Origin of the sequence: Micromonospora sp. NPDC005173 (genome assembly GCF_040608515.1) — a bacterium.
In the GTDB taxonomy this organism is placed as follows: Bacteria; Actinomycetota; Actinomycetes; order Mycobacteriales; family Micromonosporaceae; genus Micromonospora.
This window is the reverse complement of the sequence record NZ_JBEXIK010000041.1, coordinates 26,042-46,517: the sequence shown is the minus strand read 5'-3', so window position 1 is coordinate 46,517 and position 20,476 is coordinate 26,042. Positions and strand designations below refer to the sequence as shown.

General features: G+C 71.0%; 16 protein-coding genes. 6 read left to right on the top strand and 10 right to left on the bottom strand.

Features of this window, described 5'->3' with window-relative positions:
• Positions 1 to 52 precede the first annotated feature (52 nt).
• Positions 53 to 709 carry a M23 family metallopeptidase gene (locus ABZV00_RS30105; RefSeq protein WP_355612366.1) on the bottom strand — a complete coding sequence of 219 codons (657 nt, stop codon included), beginning with the start codon at positions 707 to 709 and terminating at the stop codon, positions 53 to 55.
• A gap of 125 nt (positions 710 to 834) precedes the next feature.
• Between ABZV00_RS30105 and ABZV00_RS30100 the strand changes: the two genes are divergently transcribed.
• From ABZV00_RS30100 to ABZV00_RS30090, 3 genes are read left to right on the top strand one after another with little or no spacing between them, the layout of a single operon-like run.
• Positions 835 to 3,237: a PEP/pyruvate-binding domain-containing protein gene (locus ABZV00_RS30100; protein WP_355612328.1), complete on the top strand. Its 2,403-nt coding sequence runs from the start codon at positions 835 to 837 to the stop codon at positions 3,235 to 3,237.
• 27 nt (positions 3,238 to 3,264) lie between these two features.
• Positions 3,265 to 3,930 carry a hypothetical protein gene (locus tag ABZV00_RS30095; protein WP_355612325.1) on the top strand — a complete coding sequence of 222 codons (666 nt, stop codon included), beginning with the start codon at positions 3,265 to 3,267 and terminating at the stop codon, positions 3,928 to 3,930.
• Positions 3,931 to 3,983: 53 nt separating this feature from the next.
• Entirely contained in the window at positions 3,984 to 4,550 is a 567-nt protein-coding gene (locus tag ABZV00_RS30090) for a TetR family transcriptional regulator C-terminal domain-containing protein (protein WP_355612323.1), read from the top strand.
• A gap of 14 nt (positions 4,551 to 4,564) precedes the next feature.
• Here ABZV00_RS30090 and ABZV00_RS30085 read toward each other — a convergent pair whose 3' ends face one another.
• The gene (locus ABZV00_RS30085; protein ID WP_355612321.1) at positions 4,565 to 5,953 is read right to left on the bottom strand and encodes an N-acetylmuramoyl-L-alanine amidase; all 1,389 of its coding nucleotides are present in this window, start codon (positions 5,951 to 5,953) and stop codon (positions 4,565 to 4,567) included.
• A gap of 71 nt (positions 5,954 to 6,024) precedes the next feature.
• Positions 6,025 to 7,284, bottom strand: a complete 1,260-nt coding sequence (locus tag ABZV00_RS30080) for a peptidoglycan DD-metalloendopeptidase family protein (protein ID WP_355612318.1) — start codon at positions 7,282 to 7,284, stop codon at positions 6,025 to 6,027.
• A gap of 200 nt (positions 7,285 to 7,484) precedes the next feature.
• On the opposite strand from ABZV00_RS30080, the gene ABZV00_RS30075 reads away from it, so the two are divergent.
• The 3 genes from ABZV00_RS30075 to ABZV00_RS30065 all read left to right on the top strand — a co-directional run bounded on the left by ABZV00_RS30075 (position 7,485) and on the right by ABZV00_RS30065 (position 12,154).
• Positions 7,485 to 8,150, top strand: coding sequence for an ATP-binding cassette domain-containing protein (locus ABZV00_RS30075; RefSeq protein WP_355612315.1), 666 nt, complete (start codon positions 7,485 to 7,487; stop codon positions 8,148 to 8,150).
• 66 nt (positions 8,151 to 8,216) lie between these two features.
• Positions 8,217 to 11,249: an FtsX-like permease family protein gene (locus ABZV00_RS30070; RefSeq protein WP_355612312.1), complete on the top strand. Its 3,033-nt coding sequence runs from the start codon at positions 8,217 to 8,219 to the stop codon at positions 11,247 to 11,249.
• The gene (locus tag ABZV00_RS30065) at positions 11,246 to 12,154 is read left to right on the top strand and encodes an ATP-binding cassette domain-containing protein (RefSeq protein WP_355612309.1); all 909 of its coding nucleotides are present in this window, start codon (positions 11,246 to 11,248) and stop codon (positions 12,152 to 12,154) included. The genes ABZV00_RS30070 and ABZV00_RS30065 overlap by 4 nt, the downstream gene beginning before the upstream one ends.
• Before the next feature lie 108 nt (positions 12,155 to 12,262).
• Here the strand turns inward: ABZV00_RS30065 and ABZV00_RS30060 are convergent, their stop codons facing one another.
• From ABZV00_RS30060 to mmsA, 7 genes are all read right to left on the bottom strand, one after another.
• Positions 12,263 to 13,252, bottom strand: a complete 990-nt coding sequence (locus ABZV00_RS30060) for a zinc-dependent alcohol dehydrogenase family protein (RefSeq protein WP_355612306.1) — start codon at positions 13,250 to 13,252, stop codon at positions 12,263 to 12,265.
• A complete protein-coding gene (locus ABZV00_RS30055; protein WP_328425404.1) occupies positions 13,249 to 14,103 on the bottom strand; it encodes a carbohydrate ABC transporter permease in 855 nt (284 codons plus the stop codon). Before ABZV00_RS30055 ends, ABZV00_RS30060 begins: the two co-directional genes overlap by 4 nt.
• Positions 14,100 to 15,068: a sugar ABC transporter permease gene (locus tag ABZV00_RS30050; RefSeq protein ID WP_355612303.1), complete on the bottom strand. Its 969-nt coding sequence runs from the start codon at positions 15,066 to 15,068 to the stop codon at positions 14,100 to 14,102. Before ABZV00_RS30050 ends, ABZV00_RS30055 begins: the two co-directional genes overlap by 4 nt.
• A gap of 61 nt (positions 15,069 to 15,129) precedes the next feature.
• Positions 15,130 to 16,491: a sugar ABC transporter substrate-binding protein gene (locus ABZV00_RS30045; RefSeq protein ID WP_328425400.1), complete on the bottom strand. Its 1,362-nt coding sequence runs from the start codon at positions 16,489 to 16,491 to the stop codon at positions 15,130 to 15,132.
• A gap of 54 nt (positions 16,492 to 16,545) precedes the next feature.
• Complete coding sequence (locus tag ABZV00_RS30040) at positions 16,546 to 17,307, bottom strand: DeoR/GlpR family DNA-binding transcription regulator (RefSeq protein WP_328425398.1); 762 nt, start codon at positions 17,305 to 17,307, stop codon at positions 16,546 to 16,548.
• Positions 17,308 to 17,653: 346 nt separating this feature from the next.
• Positions 17,654 to 18,904 (bottom strand): multiple monosaccharide ABC transporter permease, encoded by a 1,251-nt coding sequence (gene mmsB / locus ABZV00_RS30035; protein WP_355612300.1) that lies wholly within the window; start codon positions 18,902 to 18,904, stop codon positions 17,654 to 17,656.
• Entirely contained in the window at positions 18,901 to 20,439 is a 1,539-nt protein-coding gene (gene mmsA, locus ABZV00_RS30030; RefSeq protein ID WP_355612297.1) for a multiple monosaccharide ABC transporter ATP-binding protein, read from the bottom strand. Before mmsA ends, mmsB begins: the two co-directional genes overlap by 4 nt.
• Positions 20,440 to 20,476 lie beyond the last annotated feature (37 nt).

Below are 20,476 nucleotides of genomic sequence, written 5' to 3'. Positions count from 1 at the left end.
CGGGCAAACGTGCCCGATGTCGTCCTCAGGAGACGGTGGGCGGCGTGCGCGGTCACCCGGAGACGCAGTTGTTGCTCTTGCGCTTGAGGATGAGTTCGCGTTCGTCGGTGGTGATGCCCGACGGCTCCCCGTCGAAGTGGGTCTCGACCTTCTCCCAGCCTCGGCGCTGCTCGTAGTGCAGGTGTGGGGCGCCGGAGTTGCCGGTGCTGCCGAGCCGCCCGATCTGCTCGCCCTGGGCGACCCGCTGACCGACCCGGACCGACGGCGGTTCGAGCAGGTGCAGGTACTGCGTCTCCCACTTGCCACCGTGATCGATCTTCACCCAGTAGCCGCCGCCGCGACCGCGCGGGCCCTCTGGATTCTCCGGGTTCCGCCCGCCCACCGACCCGTTGACGCCCGCCACGGTGACGGTGCCGGCGTACGACGCGAGCACCGGCCGCCCCCACGCCTCGCCCTCGGTCGGAAACAGGTCGACGTCGTAGTCGTCATGGCCGGGGTAGGTGCTGAGCTGCCACGTCTCACCGCAGGCGACCGGGAGCTGGAAGAGCGGTCGTGGACCGGGCGGCCGCAACATCGGCACGACGACGAAGGCGACGCCGAGGACAGCTACGACCGCGACGAGCGCGAGGAGAACCCGGGCGGTGCGGCTGCGGACGCGACGGTGGGTGCGAACTCTGGTGGGGCGGCCGGTCGTCACCGTCCCGAGCATGGCAGACGCCGACAACGCCCCGACCCCGGGTCGCACCGCCACGCCTGGCCGTTACATTGCAGTCGTATCGCCAAGTGGGTACCTTGGGATGCAATGCAGTTGCATTGCATAGAGAGAAGGCCCCCATGCACGTCATCGCGTTGTCCGAGGCGACTGCCGCCATGGTCGACCTGGTCGGCGGAAAGGCGGCCGGGCTGGGCGAGCTGATCCGGCGAGGCGAGCGCGTCCCCGAGGGATTCTGCGTCACCACCGAGGCGCACCGGCTCGGCGTCATCCCGCAGGCGGAGATCGTCGCCGCGTACGAACGGCTTGGTGCGGGCGCGGTGGCGGTGCGCTCCAGCGCCACCGCCGAGGACCTACCGGACGCGAGTTTCGCCGGGCAGTCGGACAGCGTCCTGAACGTCACGGGCACCGCCGAGCTGATCGCCGCGATCAGGAAATGCTGGGACTCGCTGCACACCGATCGCGCCGTCGCCTACCGCGACGCCCGCGAAATCGATCATCAGGCGGTGCGGATGGCCGTCGTCGTGCAACGCATGGTTGCCCCTGCGGTGGCGGGGGTGCTGTTCACCGCCAACCCGCTGACCGGTCGCCGCGACGAGATGGCGGTCGACGCCGCGCCGGGCCTCGGCACGACGGTGGTGGACGGCGCGGCGACCGTGGACCACTACGTGCTCGACGGCGTCACCCGAGACGAGGCTGGGTGCCTGACGTCCGCGCACCTGGCGGAGCTGCGGGCCACAGGTGAGCGGCTGCGGGGTCACTTCGGCTCCCCGCAGGACGTGGAGTGGGCGATCGACGGCGACGGTGTGCTGTGGTTGCTGCAGTCGCGGCCGATCACCAGCCTGTTTCCCCTCCCGCCGGAGACCGGGAAGCCCCTCCCCCGCGTCTACCTGGAGTTCGGCCACGTTCAGGGCATGCTGCAACCGGTCACCCCGATGGGCATGTCGACCCTGCGGTCGCAGATCGCGGCGATGCTCGCCTCGCTCGGCGTCCTGGTCGAGATCGTCGACATCGGCGGTCGCCTCTACGGTGACCTGACCGACCTGGCTCGGAGCAGGTCGTCCCGCAAGCGGCTGGTCAAGCTCCTGGCGGTCGACTTCGGCCCACGGGCGCAGGCGGTGATGCAGCACGTCCTGACGGATCCGCGGTTCGCCGTGACCACGGCCAGCACCCAGCGCGGCGCGGCGCAGGGGGCGGCGTCCCTGCGGACCGCCGGCCGCGCGGTGGCGGGGATCCTGCGCGCGCTGGCCCGTCCCGACGCGGCGCGGGTCCGGATGTTCCGGGCGATCGAGCAGATGAGAGTACGGTCGGCCGCCCCCGCCGACCTGCGGACCGCCGCCGACCGGCTCCGCTTCGTGGAGTCGCGGGACTCCGAGGACAGCGCCGACGCGATCATGTGGCCGATCGTCACCGGCATGCTCGCCGCCGCGTTGCCGGCGTCGTTGCTCAAGGGCGTCGCGAGCTCCGACGAGATCCACACCGTGCTGGGCGGGATGCCGCACAACGTCACCATCGAGATGGATCTGGCGCTCTGGCGGCTCGCCCAGGGCGCCGGCGAACACCGCCGGCTCCTGCTTGACACCCCGCCGGACGAGTTGGCCGCGCGGTATCTGCGCGGGACGCTGCCCGACGTCGGGATGGCCGGCTTCCTGGACGCCTACGGCCATCGCGGCGTTGCCGAGGTCGACCTCGGGGTGCCGCGCTGGGCGGAGGATCCGGCACCGGTCTTCGCGGCGATCGCCAACTACCTGCGGGTCACCGATCCGCGGCAGGGGCCGGACCAGCGCTTCCAGCGGGCCGCCGCAGAGGCCGAGGCCGCGCTTCAGGAACTGGTCAGGCGTGCCCGCCGTCGGCGGCCGGTACGCGGCACGATCGCCGGGTTCCTGCTGCGCCGGGCCCGTTCGTTGGCCGGCCTGCGCGAGGCCGGCAAGTTCGCCGGGCTGTACCCGCTACGGGAGACGCGCCGGCAACTGCTGCTCATCGGCGTCGACCTGCACGGCGCCGGGCTGCTGGAGCAGCCCGACGACATCATGTTCCTGACCCTCGACGAGGTGCACGCCGCGGTGCACGACGGCAGCGATCACCGGGCGACGGTCGCCTCCCGCAGGGCGGTGCACCGCAGGGAGTCACGCCGCAGGGCGGTGCCGGTGGCGTTGCTGTCCGACGGCACCGACGTCGAGGCCGTACTGCCGGCGGCGCCCGCCGTGGACGGCACACTCACCGGCGTGGGCGCGTCGGCGGGCCGGGTGACCGGCCCCGCCCGCGTCGTCCACGACCCGGGCACCGCGCACATCGAGCCCGGCGACGTCCTGGTCGCCGCGACCACCGACCCCGGCTGGACCCCGCTGTTCCTCACCGCCTCGGCGCTGATCACCGAGACCGGCGCGATCATGGCGCACGGCCCCACAGTGGCCCGGGAGTACGGCATCCCCGCCGTCATCTGCGTGCCCGACGCCACCCGGACGATCTCCACCGGTCAGCTCGTCACCGTGGACGGCGGCGCCGGCACCGTCACCGTCCACTGACCGCCCGACCACCATCGCGAGGACGACATGACCGACATGAAGACCCCCACCAGGGCGAAGGTGGGCCCGCTGCTGCGCCGGGTGGCCAAGCTGGAAGCCGCCATGTGGCGCAACCTGTACCTGTGGGCGCGGCGCAGGCCGCTGCCGCTGGCGCCGGGTGACGAGCCGTTCGGCTACCTGGGCGTGGTCAAGCCGATTCTCGGCATCTTCATCGGCCTGTCGATCGTGGAGATTCCGATCTTCGACCTCATCGTCACCAACGTGGTGCCGTGGGGGCCGGCCCGCTGGATCGTGCTCGCGCTCGGCGTCTGGGGTCTGCTCTGGATGGTCGGCCTCTTCGCGAGCATGACGATCAACCCTCACGTGGTGGGTGACACGGGCCTGCGGGTGCGGCTGAATTCCGGCATCGACATCTGGATCCCGTGGACGGACATCGAGGCCCTGCGCAAGCGTTACCGCTCGCTGCCGTCCAGCAAGTCGGTGCAGGTCGAGCAGGAGGGGGACCGCCGGGTGGTGTCCATCTCGGTCGGCAGCCAGACGAGCATCGACGTCCTGTTGCGCCACCCGACGAGCTTCGACCTGCCGAAGGTCGGGTCCGAGCCGATGAACGAGCTGCGGTTGTACGCCGACGATCCGGACGGCCTCCTGCGCAGCGCGCGGGGCATCCCCGCCACCGGAACCGTCAGCCGTTAGCCGCCGACCGCCGGCGGGGCTTCCAGGCCACCCACTGTGAAACGATCGAGGTCATGCCCAAGAAGGTCGATCACCAGGAGCGACGCACCCTCATCGCGGACGCGTTGATGCGGGTCGCCGCGGACCAGGGCCTGGAGGCCGTCAGCCTCCGTCACGTGGCTGCCGAGGCCGGTGTGTCCGCCGGGATGGTCCAGCACTACTTCCGCACCAAGGACGAGATGATGGCGTTCGCGTTGGCCGTGGTCCGCGAGCGCGGTGAGATCCGGATCGCCGAGGCGATGGCGCGACTGGGCGCGGACCCCTCCCCTCGGCTGCTGCTGCGCACGATGATCGCCGCGCTGCTGCCGCTCGATGAGCGGACCCGCGACGACGGGAGCGTGGCGCTGGCGTTCTTCGCCTACACCGCGGTACGACCGGCCGCCGCGGCCAGCCTGCGCGAGGACACCGCGCAGCTGACCGAGTTCATCGCCAGCATCCTGCCCCGCCGAAACGCCGATGCCGCCGCGGCCGGCCTGCTGGCACTGATGGAGGGGTTGGGCGTCTATCTGCTCGGTGGGCAGTACACCGCCGAGCAGGCCGTGGCGGCGTTGGATGCCCACCTCGACCTGCTCTTCGGTTGACGGGTGCCGCGCCGTCAGCAGCGCGGCACGGTCGGGATGTATCCGTCGTAGCCGGTCAGCAGGTAGGCATCGGAGACGTAGCGGTTGGTGCCGATCCGGTTCCACACGGAGGTCGTGCCGTACGGGCCGGTGACCGTGCTGCCGACGGCCTGGCAGTAGATGGCGACGGTGGCGCCGTCGGCGACCGAGCCGACGACCGGATAGCTGGCGCCCGGGCCGGAACGCACGTTGAGGCTGGACGCCTCGGTGTTCACCGTGCCGGAGCCGATGCCGGTGGTTCCGTTCACCAGTTGCAGGTAGTAGGTCCAGTTCCAGTTCGGGCCCGGGTCGGTGTGGGTGGCGCCGGGCACCTCGGCGTGCGCGATGATGTGCGCCCGGTCCTTGGGTATGCCGTACTTGGTGGCGAGGCTACGGGTGAGCGTCGCGGAGGCGCGGTACATCGCATCGGTGAACCAGGCGGGGTTGTCGACGTACCCCTCGTGTTCGATGCCGATCGACTGGGTGTTGTAGGTCCAGTTGCCGGCGTGCCAGGCGATGTCCTTCTCCCGCACCGACTGGGTGACGGCGCCGTGGGAGGAGCGGAAGGTGTAGTGGGCGCTGGCCTGGGCGGCCGGGTTCTGGAACCAGCTGACCGCGCCGGCGTAGGAGCCCTGCGTCATGTGGATGACGATGCGGGTGACCGGGTGGCTGCCCGGTCGACTGGCCACGGTGTAGTTGCTCGTGCTGGCCGGTGCCCACGCGGCCGGCCCGTAGTCGGTGCTGAGGGTGCCGAACCCGCCGAGCACGCCGGCCCGCTCCAGGCCGCCCCGCCGGGGTGCGACCGGCCGCCCGGCCACCGCCTCGCCGCGCGTCGAGGTGAACCCGTCGCGCAGCAGGTCGTAGACGGTGTCCGCGTAGAGCCGCGCCACCGACGCGTCGCTTGCGCCGCCGTACCGGGCGACCGGTCCGTACCAGCCGTTCACGTCGTCGCGGGCAGCGGCGGTGAGGCCGGCCTGGTCGGCGTACGAGCGCAGCACGGCGGCCGCCCCGAGGACGTTCGCGGCGGGTTCGGCGCGCAGCGCTGCCCGGGTGAGCCGGGTGAGCGTCGCCGCCTCCTCCAGGGTGTGCACCTGTGTGTTGCTCGCCAGGTGCATGAGCCCGTGGCCACCGGCCGCGCTCGGCGCACCGGAGTGCATGTCCAGGCGCGACTCGGCGTACCCCAGCGCCACCAGCAGGTCGCGCGGGACGTCGTACCGGGCGGCGGCGGTGTCGAACGCGGCGGCCAGCGGGCCGGCCGACGCCGGCGTACCGGTCGGGGCGGCAGCCGCCGGTGACATGGCCACGACGGGACCGGCCAGGGCGGTGGTCAGGGTGAGCAGGCCGCCGAGCAGGAGCCGGCCCCGGCGGGAGGTTCGTACGGTCATTGCCACTCCTTGCGACGAAGGGGGTCGGGCGGCCGGCGGCCGGCGGCCCGCCGGCTCGGCGGTCGAGCTCGTCAGCACCAGCCGTTGATCGGAGCGTTCGCACCGGTCCAGAGGTAGGCGTCGGACACCCAACTGCCGTCGCTCAACCGGTCCCAGAGCGCCGTGGAGCCGTACCGCCCGGTGTGGGAGGTGCCGTTGGCGGAGCAGGAGACGGAGACGGTGACACCGTCAGCCAGCGAGCCGACCGCCCCGTAACCGGTCCCCGGCCCGGCTCGACGGGTCAGTGCCCCACCGCCGTTCGCGTCGACCACCGCCTGGGTGAGGCCGAGTGCGCCGTAGTTGTAGAGGCCGGAGCCGACCCCGGCCCAGGCCGACCCGTGTCGCGCCCCACCCTGGTAGGCGGCGGCGCCGTTGGCCAGCACCCACTTGCCGATGTCGTGGCCGGCGATCGGCACGTAGGCGCTGTTCTGCCGCAGGCCGAAGTGGACGTGGCGGCCGGTGGCGGATCCGCCGCAAGTGACGTCGGTGCCGGTGTTGCCCAGGAAGGCGCCCTGACCGACGCTGGCGCCGTCGACGGAGATGCTGTTCCACAGGTGGTAGTAGTCGGTCGAGTAGCCCCGGTCGTGGATGACCCGGATCCACCCCTGACACATCGTGTACGCCGCGCCGGCCCGGGCCGCGCGGACCACCTGGTCGCCGCCGGCCAGGTCGACCGAGCTGTACGGCGCGCTGCCACCCCAGCCGTGCGGGCCGCCGGTGAGCGTCCACGTCTGGCCCACCGCGAACGGCAGCGCCATCCCGGTCCGGTAGTCCCCGCCCGCGTACATCGGGGTCGGAGCGGTGGTGAGCGCGCTTCTCTCCGGACCCGTCACCAGGGGCGACTGGGCGGCCAGTTCACCGAAGGCGGCCTCACCGTCGAAGGCGACCCGCCACCCGGCGGGGTCGGCCCGGGCGATGAAGATCGACCCGGTCGGGTGGGCGTCCTCCTGTCGGGGTGCGAGGGCGACGGCGGTGCCGAACGCCCACCGGCCGCTGCTGCGGCTGACGGTGACCCGGGTGTCTCGTTCCGCGCCAGCGGTGGACAGCTCGACCGAGCTGAGCAGTTTGGCGGTCACCGCGGCGGTGAGCGTGGGGGCGTCGGCCGCGGCGGCGGCGCTGGGCGCCGCCCCGACCAGGCCCGTGACCATCAGCAGGGCCGCGGCGGCGCCGCCGGCCCATCGTCGACCGTGTCTCATCGTGACCTCACTCTCGGTGCGGGTTTCGTCGACCACGGCGACCCGCACCCCGTCGGGTTCGCGGTTGGCCAGCGGCACGGCGGACACCGCCGTCACCGGCCGGCCCTGGTAGTGCGCGGCCTGCGGAGAAAAGAGATGTGCATCTATATTGACGGTGATTGTTGTGTCACAAACCATCGAAGTCAACCACGACATCGAAAGTTTTCTACATGACGGCGCGACGATCGATGAGGATTGTGCGGTCCCGGCCGGGCGTGGCATTCTGCGGACGCCGGTACCGGAGGGGGCGGTTGCACATGCTGACCATCCAAGGGGTGTCTCTCGGGTACGGCGATGCGCCAGCCGTCCTCCGGGGTGTCTCGGTGACGGTCCGCCCGGGTCGGGTGCTGGCGTTGACCGGCTCGTCGGGCGCGGGCAAGACCACCCTGCTCAACGCGATGGCGGGGCTGCTGCGGCCGCGCGACGGCGCGGTGAGCGTCGACGGGCAGCAACTACGCGACCGTGACCACGCGGTGGACCACCGGATCGTCCTCATCCCGCAGGACAACGGGCTGGCCCCGATCCTGACCGCCGCCGAGAACGTGCAGGTGGCCCTCGTCGCCGGCGGCGTGGCACCGCCCGAGGCGCGCCGGCAGACCGCCGCGACGCTGGCCCAACTGGGCCTCGCCGGGCAGGCCGACCAGTTGGTCGAGGAGCTGTCCGGCGGCCAGCAGCAGCGCACGGCCATCGCCCGCGGCCTGGCGCTGCGCGGCGGCGTGCTGCTGGCCGACGAGGTGACCAGCGAGCTGGACGCGGGCAACCGACAGCGGGTGCTGGATCTGCTGCACGACGAGGCCCGGCGGGGTGCGGCGGTCGTGTTCGCCACCCACGACGCGGAGGTGGCCGCCTCCTGCGAGGCGGAACTCCACCTCGCCGAGGGGCGGGCGCAGGTCGTGCGCGGTGGAGAAGATCGCGGTAGGTAACCGCTCGGTATCGATGCGCGTCCGCGGGGCGGTGTGCAGGCCGGCCGGTCGATAGCGTGAGCCTCAATGCTGGCCGTCATCGGGGGAGCACTTGCGGCCCGCCGGGCACAAGCCCTGGCGGTGCTCCTGCTCGCGGTGCTCGCCAGTGCCGCCGCCGCAGCCGCGGTGAGCTACGTGGCCGCGGCCGGGCAGGCCCTCGCCCGGTACGAACTCTCCACAGCCGATCCGAACGAGCTACGGCTGCGGCTCGTCGCCCCCACGGAGTACCCGGGGATGCCGGGCGACCCGGCCGGAAGCGTGTTCGGCGCTCAGGTCGAGCGACTCGCGCCAGCCGGGTTCGAGGTCGTCCTCGGTGCGCAGAGCGGTGGCGTCGCCACCGGCCCGGCCGGGACGGTCACCTCGAACCTGATCTTCCGAGCGGGGGTCTGCGAACGGGTCGCCGTGGCCGGCGCGTGCCCCCGGTCCACCTCGCGGGGCCGGCTCCCCGAGGTGATGGTCAGCACGCACACCGCAGCACATCTGGGTGTCGCCACCGGCGGCCAGTTCACCTTCGGCGCCGTTCCGGTACGGGTGGCCGGCGTCTACCGGCCGCTCGACGCGACCGACCCGTTCTGGCTGGGTGAGGAGTACCTACGGCCACCCGCACCCGGCCCGGCCTCCACGTCGACCGTGGGCAGCGCCCTCGACGCGATCTTCACGGCGGAGTCCTCGCCCCTGGCCGACGACAAGGCCATCCTGTACCGATCGACGGCCGACCTCTTCGTCAGCAGACAACTGGTGGTCACGGGGTCGGTGCAGGACCTGCGGTCGACCGTCGCGACGGTGACGCGCGACGGGAGCCGGCAGGGCTTCGGTGCCGGCACCTCTCTGCCGAGCCTGCTTGATCGCGTCACCCTGCAGCGCGGGCAGTTGGCCGCTGGCGTGACACTGGGTGCCGGGCTGCTCGTCCTGCTCTGCTGGCTGGTGTTGTTCGTGGCGATCAGTTCGGCGGCCGACGAGCGCCGGCCAGAGCAGGGCCTGCTCCTGCTGCACGGGGTGCAGCGCCGGCGACGGTGGGCCCTGGCGGTCGGCGAGCACGCCGTACCCGTGTTGGTCGCGATCCCCCTGGGCTGCCTGGGCGGCCTGGCCGCTGCCAAACTGCTCGCCACGCACACCCTGCCCGCCCAGGCCGACGTCACATTGGACGCGACCGCGGTCGGCTACGCCGCCGTCGGTGCCGTTGGCGCGCTCGCCGCGGTGCTGCTGGCTCAGGCGCGGACCATGTCCGCACCGGTCGTCGACCTGCTGCGCCGGGTGCCGGCGCGGGTGCGGGGGTGGCGGGCAAGCGTCGGTGACGTCGTCGCGGTGGCCGTCGCCGTGGCCGCCGTGGTGCAGTTGCGCCTCGGCGGATCGCCCACCGGCCTGGCCCTGGTGGCACCGGTTGTGGGCGCGCTCGCCGCGGGCGTCCTGCTGGCGCGGGTCGCCATGATCGCCGGAGCGGCGGTAGGCGCTGCGCTGCTGGCGCGAGGCCGGACAAGCGTCGGCCTCGCCCTCGTGCAGGTGGCGCGGCAACCACGCTTCCGGCCCCTGATGGCGCTGCTCACGGTCGTTGTCGCGATGCTCGCCTTCACCGCCGCGACGAGCGAGGTCGCGTCGGCCGCCTACGCGGATCGGGCAACCGTCGAGGTCGGGGCTCCCCGCGTGGTCGAGGTCAAGGCATCCTCGCGGTCGCACCTGTTGGCGTCCGTCCGGGCGGCCGACCCCGAGGGTCGCTCCGCGATGGCCGCGGTCGTGACGAACGCGGCCTCCGAGGCCGGCACACCGGTACTCGCCGTCGACTCCGACCGGCTGGCGACGGTGGCCGTACCGCATGCCTCCTATGGCGCGGATCTGGCGGACATCGCGCGAACGATCCGCCCGGACCCACCCGGAGCACCGCTACACCTGCGAGGGCGTCTGCTCACCGTGGTGATCTCCACCGACCTCGACGCGGCGGCCTTTGCCGGGAATCGGGTCCGCCTCGCGGTCACGGTCTCCAACAGGAACGGCAGCCGAGTGGTCGTTGCTCGCGATGACATCGAGCCCGGCCGCCGCGATTACGTCATACAGGTGCCCGAGTGCGTGCAGGAATGCCGCCTGGTCAATGTCGAGATCGTCGCTCCGGTGGTATCCCGGCAACTGAAGGTCCGGTTCGAGGAGTTGCGCAGCGGCAATGGCGACGGCGAGACGGTTCTGCTGACCGGTGCGGAGTTCGCCGACCTGAATCGGTGGCGGCTGACCGACCCGGATGACACGTTTCTCGACGCCACGAGCGGGCCGGACGCGGCGCTGGTCCTTGGCTTGGTGGAGAACCGGCGAGTGAGGCCGGCCGGCATCAGCGTGGTCGATTCGCCGTTCCCGCTGCCCGGTTGGCTGACCCGGTCGAACGGGACGCCCTTGGGCCGGCCTCACCAGTACGAGGGGGTCGACGGGTCGCCGACGCAGGCGTCGGTCGAGGGCCTGGCGGACCGGCTGCCCCGGCTCGGGGGATCCGGCCTGATCGTTGACCTGGAGTACGCCGACCGGCTCGCCGTCGCCGGCCAGACCGGCGTCGAGGAGGTCTGGCTGGCCCCGACGGCTCCCGCCGACATCCTCGACCGGCTTCGCGCGGAGGGTCTGGTCATCAAGGACGACCGGACGATCGCCGGCGTACGACAGGATTTCGACCGGCAGGGTGCGGCCTTGGCGTTGCGCTTCAACCTGTTCGCCGCGCTGGCCGGGGTCCTGATCGGGGCGGCCGGCCTCATCGCGATGGCAGCGGCCGAACAGCGCAACCGGGTCGCGATGCTGGTGGCGCTCCGGCGGCAGGGGCTGGCCCCGCGCGCCGTCCGTGGCGGCTACGGCTGGCCGGTCGTCATCGCCACCGTGTCGGGTGGCCTCGCCACCCTGGTGATCTGGCTCCTCACTCGGGACGGGCAACGCCTGTTCAGTGACGGCCGATCGCCCGTCCCGCTGCCCGACTGGCCGGACGTCGGCCGGCTGCTGCTGTTCACGGTGCCCACGGTGGCGTTCTTCGCCGTCACCGCGGCGGTGCTCGGCCGGATCGTCGCCGCCTCGGTTCGCCGCCGGACCGGCCAATGACCGCCGAGGTGCCCGCAGGGGGCGTAGCGGTCACCTGCCACCGGCTGATCCACATCTACTCGACCGGCACCGGTGACGTGGTCGCGCTCTCCGGCGTGGACCTGCAGATCTCCGCCGGCGAGATGCTGGCGCTGGTCGGCCCGTCCGGCTCCGGCAAGTCCACTCTGGTGGCGATCTTCGGCGGGCTCATGCAACCCAGCGCCGGGCGGGTGTACGTGGGCGAGCACGACCTGTCCCGGCTCTCCACGACCGCCCTGGCCGCCCTGCGCGGGACCACGGTGGGCACGGTGTTGCAGGGCGCCGAACGCAACCTGCTGCCGTACGTGTCGCTGTCGCGCAACATCTGGTTGGCCCAGCGACCCGCGGCCCGCCTCGCTGGGCGCCGGTTGGACCCGCCGGAGGCGATCCTGGACCTCGTGGGTCTCGCCGATGCCGGCGCGCGGCGCGTCGGCGATCTGACCCCGGGGCAGCGTCAGCGGGCCGCACTGGCGCAGGGGCTCGCCGCCGGGCCTGGGCTGCTCCTCGTCGACGAGCCGACCAGCCAGCTCGACGGGGCCGGCCGGGACGAGGTGCTCGCGGCGCTGGCCACCATCAACTCCGAGCGGGGGACGACGGTGGTCGTGGTGACCCACGACGGTGACGTCGGTGCCCGGCTGGGCCGAGCGGTCACCATCCGCGACGGTCGGGTGGGCGCCGAGGGCCGGGACGGCCGGGACTTCGCCGTGGTAGCCGGGGACGGCACGATCCAGTTGCCGCCGGAGACGTTGGCGGCCTTCCCGGCGGGAACGCTCTTCACGGTCGACCACACCGACGAGTCGATCACCCTGCGCGCCACAGCGAACCCGTCGTCGGCTGGCCGGCAGGAGATGGCCACGAGCAGCGATCAACCCGGCCACGTCGATTGACACCGGGCCCGGTGGTCGTGCGGAGTTGCCGCCACTCGACAGTGATCCGTCGATCCCGCTGCGCTGTTGGCGGCGCAGCGGGATCGACGCCCGTCGGACTCCGGGGGCCTACGGGCGAACCTGGATCTTGCGGCCGGAGCCGGCGGCGAAACGGTCCAGCGCCTCGGGGTAGCGCTCCAGGCTCAGGCGGTCGCTGATGAACACATCCGGGTCGAGCACGCCCTGCGCGAACAAATCCGCGGCCCGTTCGAAACTGTGCAGAACGGCCATCGACCCGGTGATGGTGATCTCCTGGTTGTAGATCCGGTACGGCTCGATGACGGCGCGGGCGGCGTAGTCGGCGACACCGAACTGGAGGAACGTGCCGCCCTTGCCGACCCGGGTGAGGCCGTCCTGGATGGCGGCGACGTTGCCGGTGGCGTCGACCACGAGGTCCCAGCCGCGCGGCTGGTCGAGCTCGTCCGGGCCGGCGGCGGTACGGGAGACGCCGAGGGAACGGGCGGTGGTGAGGCGCTCCGGGTTGATGTCCACCACGTCCACGCTGGCCGCACCGGTGCGCTTGGCGAGTTCGAGCATCATCAGCCCCATCGTGCCGGACCCGTAGATGAGCACGTGCGAGCCGAGTTGGGAGCGCAGCACGTCGTAGCCACGCACCGCGCAGGACAGCGGCTCGATCAGGGCCGCGTCCTCGGTGCGGACGTGATCAGGCAGCCGGACGCAGTTGGCGACCGGCGCCACGGCGTACTCGGCGGCGCCGCCGGCGACGGTCACCCCGATCGCGGCCCACCGCTCACAGAGGTTGCTCCGCCCGAGCCGGCAGTAGTGGCATTCGTGGCAGTAGAGGGAGGGGTCGACCGCGACCCGGTCGCCCACCGCCAGTTCGGTGACGTCGGCGCCGACCGCCGCCACCTCGCCGGCGAACTCGTGCCCGGGCACGACCGGCAGGGTGGGCGCGAACTCGCCCTGCAGGATGTGCAGGTCCGTCCCGCAGAGGCCACAGGCGGCGACGCGCACGACAACCTCGCGGCGACCCGGGGTGGGATCCTCGACGGTGGTGACCTCGACCTTGCCCGGCGCGGTGATCACAGCGGCTCTCACTTGACGGCTCCCAACGACAGTCCCTGCACGAGTTTGTCCTGAGCGGCGAACCCGGCCGCGAGCACCGGCAGCGAGATGACGGTCGCGGCGGCGCACACCTGGGCGAGGAAGAGGCCCTGGCTGGTGACGAAGCTGGTGAGGAAGACCGGTGCGGTGCCGGCCACGACGCCGGTCAGCACACGGGCGAACAGCATCTCGTTCCAGCTGAAGATGAAGCAGATGAGGGCGGTCGCGGCGATCCCGGGGGCGGTGACCGGCAGGATGACCCGACGCAGGATGGCCGGCAGCCGGGCGCCGTCGAGCGCCGCGGCCTCCAGGATCTCGACCGGCACCTCCGCCAGGAACGACCGCATCATCCAGACCGCGATCGGCAGGTTCATCGAGGTGTAGAGGATGACCAGCAACCAGATGTTGTCCAGCAGACCGACGGTCTGGGCGATCAGGTAGATCGGCAGCAGCGCGGCGACCACCGGCAGCATCTTGGTGGACAGGAAGAAGAACAGCACGTCCGTCCACTTGCGGACGGGTTTCACGGCGAGCGCGTACGCCGCCGGGATGGCCAGCGCGAGCACGATGAGGGTCGACACGACGCTGGCGGTGACCGAGTTGAGCATCGGCGGCCACGGGCTCGCGCCGCTGGAGGCGCCGAAGAACTCGCGGTATCCGTCGAGGGTCAGCGGCGCGGTGAAGGCCGGCGGGTTGCGGGCGGCGTCCGACTCGCTGTGCAACGAGGTCAGCACCATCCAGCCGACCGGCGCGAAGAACAGCAGGCCGAGCAGCCAGGCGAGCAGGCCGAGCAGCGGGCCGCTGCGGCTGCGCGGCCTCGCCCTGGCGACAGCAGGGGCAGTCATCGCTTCGTCTCCTCCCGGAACATAGACAGCACCACCCGCAGCGCGAAGGTGGCGATGATCATCGAGCCGATCACCACGATCACGCCGGCCGCCGAGGCACGGCCGTAGTCGTGTGCCTGGTAGAAGGTGGTGTAGATGGTGTACGGCAGGTTGGCGGTACCGAGACCACCCGAGGTGATGGTGAAGACGGCGTCGAAGTTCTGCACGATGTAGATCGAGCCGAGCAGCGCACCCAGTTCGAGGTAGCGGCGCAGGTGGGGCAGGGTCACGTAGCGGAACACCTGCCAGGCCCCGGCGCCGTCGACCCGGGCCGCCTCGAGGGCGTCCAGCGGACGGCTCTGCAGGCCGGCCAGCAGGATCAGCATCATGAACGGCGTCCACTGCCAGACCAGCGAGGCGACCACCGCCGGCAGCGGGAAGTTCGAGATCCAGTCCGGTTGCGGGGCGGTCACCCCGAACCAGTTCGCGACGACGGCGATCATCCCGTTGAACAGGCCGTACTCCGGGTTGTAAAGGGCGTGTTTCCACAGCAGTGCCGCGGCGACCGGCACCACCAGGAACGGGGCGATCATCAGGGTCCGCACGATGCTGCGCCCCGGGAAGGACCGATCGAGCAGCAGCGCCAGCCCCAACCCGATCAGCAGGCTGATGATCACTACCAGGACGGTGAGCAGGACGGTGGTCACCACCGAATTGCGCAGCACCCGGTCTGAGGCGACCGCCGCGTAGTTGTCCAGACCGGTGAACCGCCGCTCGTCGGGATAGAGCGAGTTCCAGTTCAGGAACGAGATGACCAGCGTCGCCACGAACGGCAACTGGGTCACCACGATCGTGAAGATCAGGGCCGGCAACAGTGGTGCCCGACGGATCCACTGCTGCCGCCGCCACTGCCGCCGCCCGTCGGACGAGCCGGGGGCCGTTGTGGTCCCGGTCGCGGTCGTGGCCCGTAGGTCAACAGCGCTCATCGCTGCCTCCTCCTCTACGGTGGCGCCGGTCCCGCACGGCGGGACCGGCACCACCCGACGGTTACTTGCCGCGGTACTTCTCGGCGACCTGCTCGGCGAGCCGTTGCCCGTCGGCGAGCGCCTGTTCGACGGAGGTCCGGCCGGCGATCGCCGAGCTGACGCCCTGGGAGACCTGGGTGCCGAGGTCGGTGAACTCCGGGATGCCGACGAACTGGATGCCGGGTGCCGGCCGCGGCTGCACTCCCGGGTTGCTCGGGTCGGCGGTGGTGATGGCCTGCTCGGTCACCTTGTAGAAGGCGGCCGCCGCCTGCTGGTACTGCGGGTTGGCGTACAACGAGGCCCGCTTGCCGTCCGGCACCTTGGCCCAGCCAAGCTGGCTGCCGACCAACTGCTCGTACTCGGAGCTGGACGCCCAGGAGATGAACTTCCACGCGTTGTCCGCGTTCTTGCTGGCCTTCTGGATGCCCCAGGCCCAGGTGTAGAGCCAGCCGGAGCTGGCTGTCCGGTTCACCGGAGCCAGGGCGTACCCGGCCTTGCCGGCGACCGGCGAGGAGCTGGCCTCGATGGAACCGGCAGCGGAGGTGGCGTCGTACCACATGGCGACCTTGCCTTGGATGAAGTTGTTCAGGCACTCGGTGAAGCCGGCCTGCGGCGCGCCAGCCTCACCGTGCTTACGCACGAGGTCCACGTAGAACTTGGTGGCCTGGGTGAACTCCGGGGAGTTGACCTGAGCCTGCCAGTCCTTGGTGAACCAGGTCCCGCCGAAGGTGTTCACCACCGTGGTCAGCGGCGCGAAGAGCTGGCCCCAACCCGGCTGGCCCCGCAGGCAGATGCCCTTCATGCCGGGCTGTGCCCCGTCGGCCTTCGCGGCCAGGTCGGCGACCTGCTGCCAGGTCGGCTTCTCGGGCATCGTCAGGCCCTTGGCGGCGAACACGTCCTTCCGATACATGAGGAAGGAGGACTCGCCGTAGAACGGCTCCGCGTACAGCTTGCCGTCGGCCGCGGTCAGCGACGCGGTCATCGGCGGCAGGATATCGGCCTGGTTGAACGCGCTGTCCTTGGCGACGTGGTCGTCCAGCGGGGTCAGCCAACCGTTCTTCGCGTAGAACGGCACCTCGAAGTTGCTGATGGTGGCGACGTCGTACTGGCCGGCCTGGCTGGAGAACTCCTGACTGATCTTGTCGCGGACGTCGTTCTCCGGCAGCACCGTGTAGTTGACCGTGATGCCGGTCCGCTTGGTGAAGTTGTCCGCGGTCAGCTTCTGGATGTCCATCATCTGCGGGTTGTTGACCATGAGGACGTTGATCGTCTTTGCGCCACCGGCGTCACCTCCGCCACCGGCGCCGCTACAGCCGGCGGTTGCCAGGACGGTGGAGGCGGCCGCCAGGACGGCGACGGCGATTGTTCGGGCACGATGAGGCACAACGAACCTCCCAGATGGCGGTCGGGTGATGGCGGTGTGGTTTTTCGGTCGGGGTCAGACCCGGATAACCTGCGGCCCCAGAACGGAGTACCGGTGCGCCTCGGCGGCACCGAGGTGGGCGTCGGTGACGATGGCCTCCAGATCGGCGATCTCCGCGAAGCGACAGAAGCTGCTCGCGCCGAACTTGGTGTGCAGGCCGACGAAGATGCTGCGCCGGGCCGCCCGCATGGCACGTGACTTGACGTGGGCCACGGCGGGATCGGGTGTGGTCAGCCCGTGCTCGCGGCTGATCCCGTTGGCGCCGACGAAGGCCAGGTCGATGACGAAGCCGGCCAGCATGTCACCGGCCCAGTGGTCCACCGTGGCCAGTGTCCGGCCGCGGACCCTGCCGCCGAGCAGCAGGACGGTCACCGCCGGGGCGGTGGCCAGGCCAGCGGCCGTGATCAGCGACGCGGTGATCACGGTCAGCCGCCGGTCCCGGGGCAGCGCCTCGGCGATCAACTGAGGGGTGAAGCCCTCGTCGATGAACACCGTCTCCGCGTCCTGGAGCAGACCGACGGCAGCCGCGGCGATCCGGCGCTTGTCATGCACCCGCCGGGTCGTCCGCACCGCCAGGCTGCTCTCGAAGCCCGCGCTCTCCACCGGGTAGGCACCCCCGTGAGTACGCCGCACAAGCCCGTGTTCCTCGAGAACCCGCAGGTCCCGACGAATGGTCTCGGGAGCCGCGACCAGCTCGACGGCGAGCTTGGCGACCAGCACCTGGCCCTCGGCGCGGACCAGCTCCAGGATCCGATGCCGCCGCTCCTGAGCCTGCATTCCGCACCTCCTCCGCTGGCACCGCTTTGTCTGGGTCCTGTCTAACACCGGCGCATCGATGTGGCGAGACTCACAGGGGTCGCTCCGGTGCCCGGGTTGTGCCCGGGTCGGACGCGCGCCTCGGCGTTACGACCTGACATCCGGCGATTCGACGACCCGACCCGGTGACCGAATCGGCCCGCTTACCTGCCCGCCTGGTGACCGATCTTGGATAACGGCCCTCACCCACCGGACCGGAGGACCTCCCTGAAACGCTGTCGAGCTGCCCCAGATGTGGGGCAGCTCGACAGGAGGGCGCAGGGACGGGTTCAGCCCCAGAGGCGCGACGGCACGCGCCGTCCCGCCGTCAGCGGGCCGCGCCGGCGCGTCGCTTGTTGTAGACGTCGAAGGCCACGGCGACGAGCAGGACGAGCCCCTTCACCACCGACTGCGTCGACTGGTCGACGCCCATCAGCTGCATGCCGTTGCTCATCACCGCCATGATCAGACCACCGACCATCGCGCCCACCACCGTGCCCACCCCGCCGGTGACCGCCGCGCCACCGATGAACGCCGCGGCAATCGCGTCCAGCTCGAACATGTTGCCGGCGGCGGGCTGAGCGCCGTTGGACCGCGAGGAGTAGATGACGCCAGCGACCGCCGCGAGGAAGCCCATGTTGACGAACATCCAGAAGTTGACGGTGCGGACCTTCACTCCGGAGAGCGCCGCCGCCGAGAGGTTGCCGCCGATCGCGTAGACCTGGCGACCGAAGACGGTACGCCGGGTGAGCAGGCCGTAGACCAGGACGAGGACCGCCAGGACGATCAGCACGATCGGGAGCCCACGGGCGTGCGCCAACTGCCAGGCGAAGTACATGATGACCGCGCCGACCACGGCGACCCGGGCGACGAACAGCGGGAACGACTCGACGGGCTGCTGGTAGCGGATGCGCGCGACGCGGGTGCGGAAGCCGCTCACCGCGTACCCGGCCACGGCTACGGCGCCGATCAGCAGCGTGAAGGCGTCGTAGCCCTGCCCGCCGAGCAGTCCGTTGAGGAATCCCGCCGCGACGCGCTGGTACTCGGCCGGGAACGGCGACAGCGAGATGTTGTCGAGCACCCGCAGGGTGAGGCCACGGAACAGCAGCATCCCGGCCAGGGTCACGATGAAGGCCGGGATGCCGGCGTACGCGACCCAGAAGCCGTGCCAGGCGCCGACCGCGACGCCGACGGCCAGTGCGGCCAGGATGCCGACCCACCACGGGTAGCCCTGCTGGATCACCAGGACGGCGGAGACCGCTCCGGTCAGCGCGACCACCGACCCCACCGACAGGTCGATGTGCCCGCCGATGATCAGGATGACCATCCCGATCGCGAGCACCAGGATGTACGAGTACTGCAGGACGATGTTGGTGATGTTCCCGGGGCTCAGCGACACCCCGTCGGTCAGGATCGCGAAGAGCGCGACGATGACGACCAGGGCGACGTAGATGCCGCTCTGCCGCAGGTTGTTCAGCACCAGTGCCCGCAGGTCGCTCGTCCCGGTGTGCAGGGCGGCGGCCGGCGCGCCGTCCGGGGGTGTCGGGCGCTCCGTCGAGGGGGTCTTGATGCTGGTCATCCCACGAACTCCTTGTCCTTGGTCATCAGCTCCATGAGGCTCTCCTGGGTCGCCTCGCCCACCGGCTTCTCACCGGTGATCCGGCCCGCGGCGAGGGTGTAGATGCGGTCACACATCCCGAGCAGCTCCGGCAGCTCGGAGGAGATGATGATCACCGCCTTGCCCTCGGCCACCAGCCGATTGATGATCGTGTAGATCTCGTACTTGGCTCCGACGTCGATCCCGCGTGTCGGTTCGTCCAGGATCAGCACGTCCGGGTCGGTGAAGAGCCACCTCGACAGCACGACCTTCTGCTGGTTGCCGCCGGAGAGCTTGCCGACGACGGCCATGACGCTGGGCGTCTTGATGTTCATCTCCCGCCGGCTCGCCTCGGCGACCTTGATCTCCTCGTTGCCGTTCACCCAGCCCAGCCGGGCCAGCCGGTCGAGGGCGGCGGCGGAGACGTTGCGCCGGACGTCGTCGATAAGGTTCAGGCCGAACCGCTTGCGGTCCTCGGTGACGTAGGCGATGCCGTTGTCGATCGCCTCCGCGACGGTACGGGCGCTGATCTCCCGCCCGTGCACGAACAGCCGGCCTTTGATGTCGCGGCCGTAGGACCGGCCGAACACGCTCATCGCCAGCTCCGTCCGCCCGGCCCCCATCAGCCCCGCGACGCCGACGACCTCACCGGCCCGTACGGACAGGCCGACGCCCTCGACGACCATCCGGTCCTGGGTCGGGTGCCGCACCGTCCAGTCCTCGATCCGGAGCACCTCCTCGCCGGGTGACGACTCCCGGTCCGGGTAGAAGCTGTCCAGGTCGCGCCCGACCATGCCCCGGATGATCCGTTGCTGGGTCACGTCGTCGGCTCGCATGTCGAGGGTCTCCACCGCGCGCCCGTCCCGGATGACCGTGGTCGAGTCGGCGATCGCGGTGATCTCGTTGAGCTTGTGGGAGATCATGATGCAGGTGATCCCCTGGTCCTTGAGCTGTCGCAACAGGTCGAGCAGGTGAGCCGAGTCGACGTCGTTGAGGGCGGCGGTCGGCTCGTCCAGGATGAGCAGGCGCACCTTCTTCGACAACGCCTTGGCGATCTCCACCAGCTGCTGCTTGCCCACGCCGAGCTGGATGACCGGGGTGACGGGGTTCTCGTGCAACCCGACGGACGCCAGCAACTCGGCCGCCTCGGCGTTGGCCCGGTTCCAGTCGATGAGCCCGCTGCGGCCGCGACGTTCGTTGCCGAGGAAGAGGTTCTCGGCGATCGACAGGTACGGCACCAGGGCGAGTTCCTGATGGATGATGACGATGCCGTTGGCCTCGCTGTCCCGGATGCCGCGAAACTGCATCGGCTTGCCGTCGAACAGGATCTCGCCGTCGTACGAGCCGGACGGGTGGACGCCGGACAGCACCTTCATCAGGGTCGACTTGCCAGCGCCGTTCTCACCACAGATGGCGTGGATCTCGCCCCGGCGCACCGCGAGGGTGACGTCCTCCAGCGCGGTCACCCCGGGGAAGGTCTTCGTGATGCGGCGCATCTCGAGGATGGTGTCGTCCATGCTCACTGTCCTCTGTCAGGTACGGACGCGGTACTCC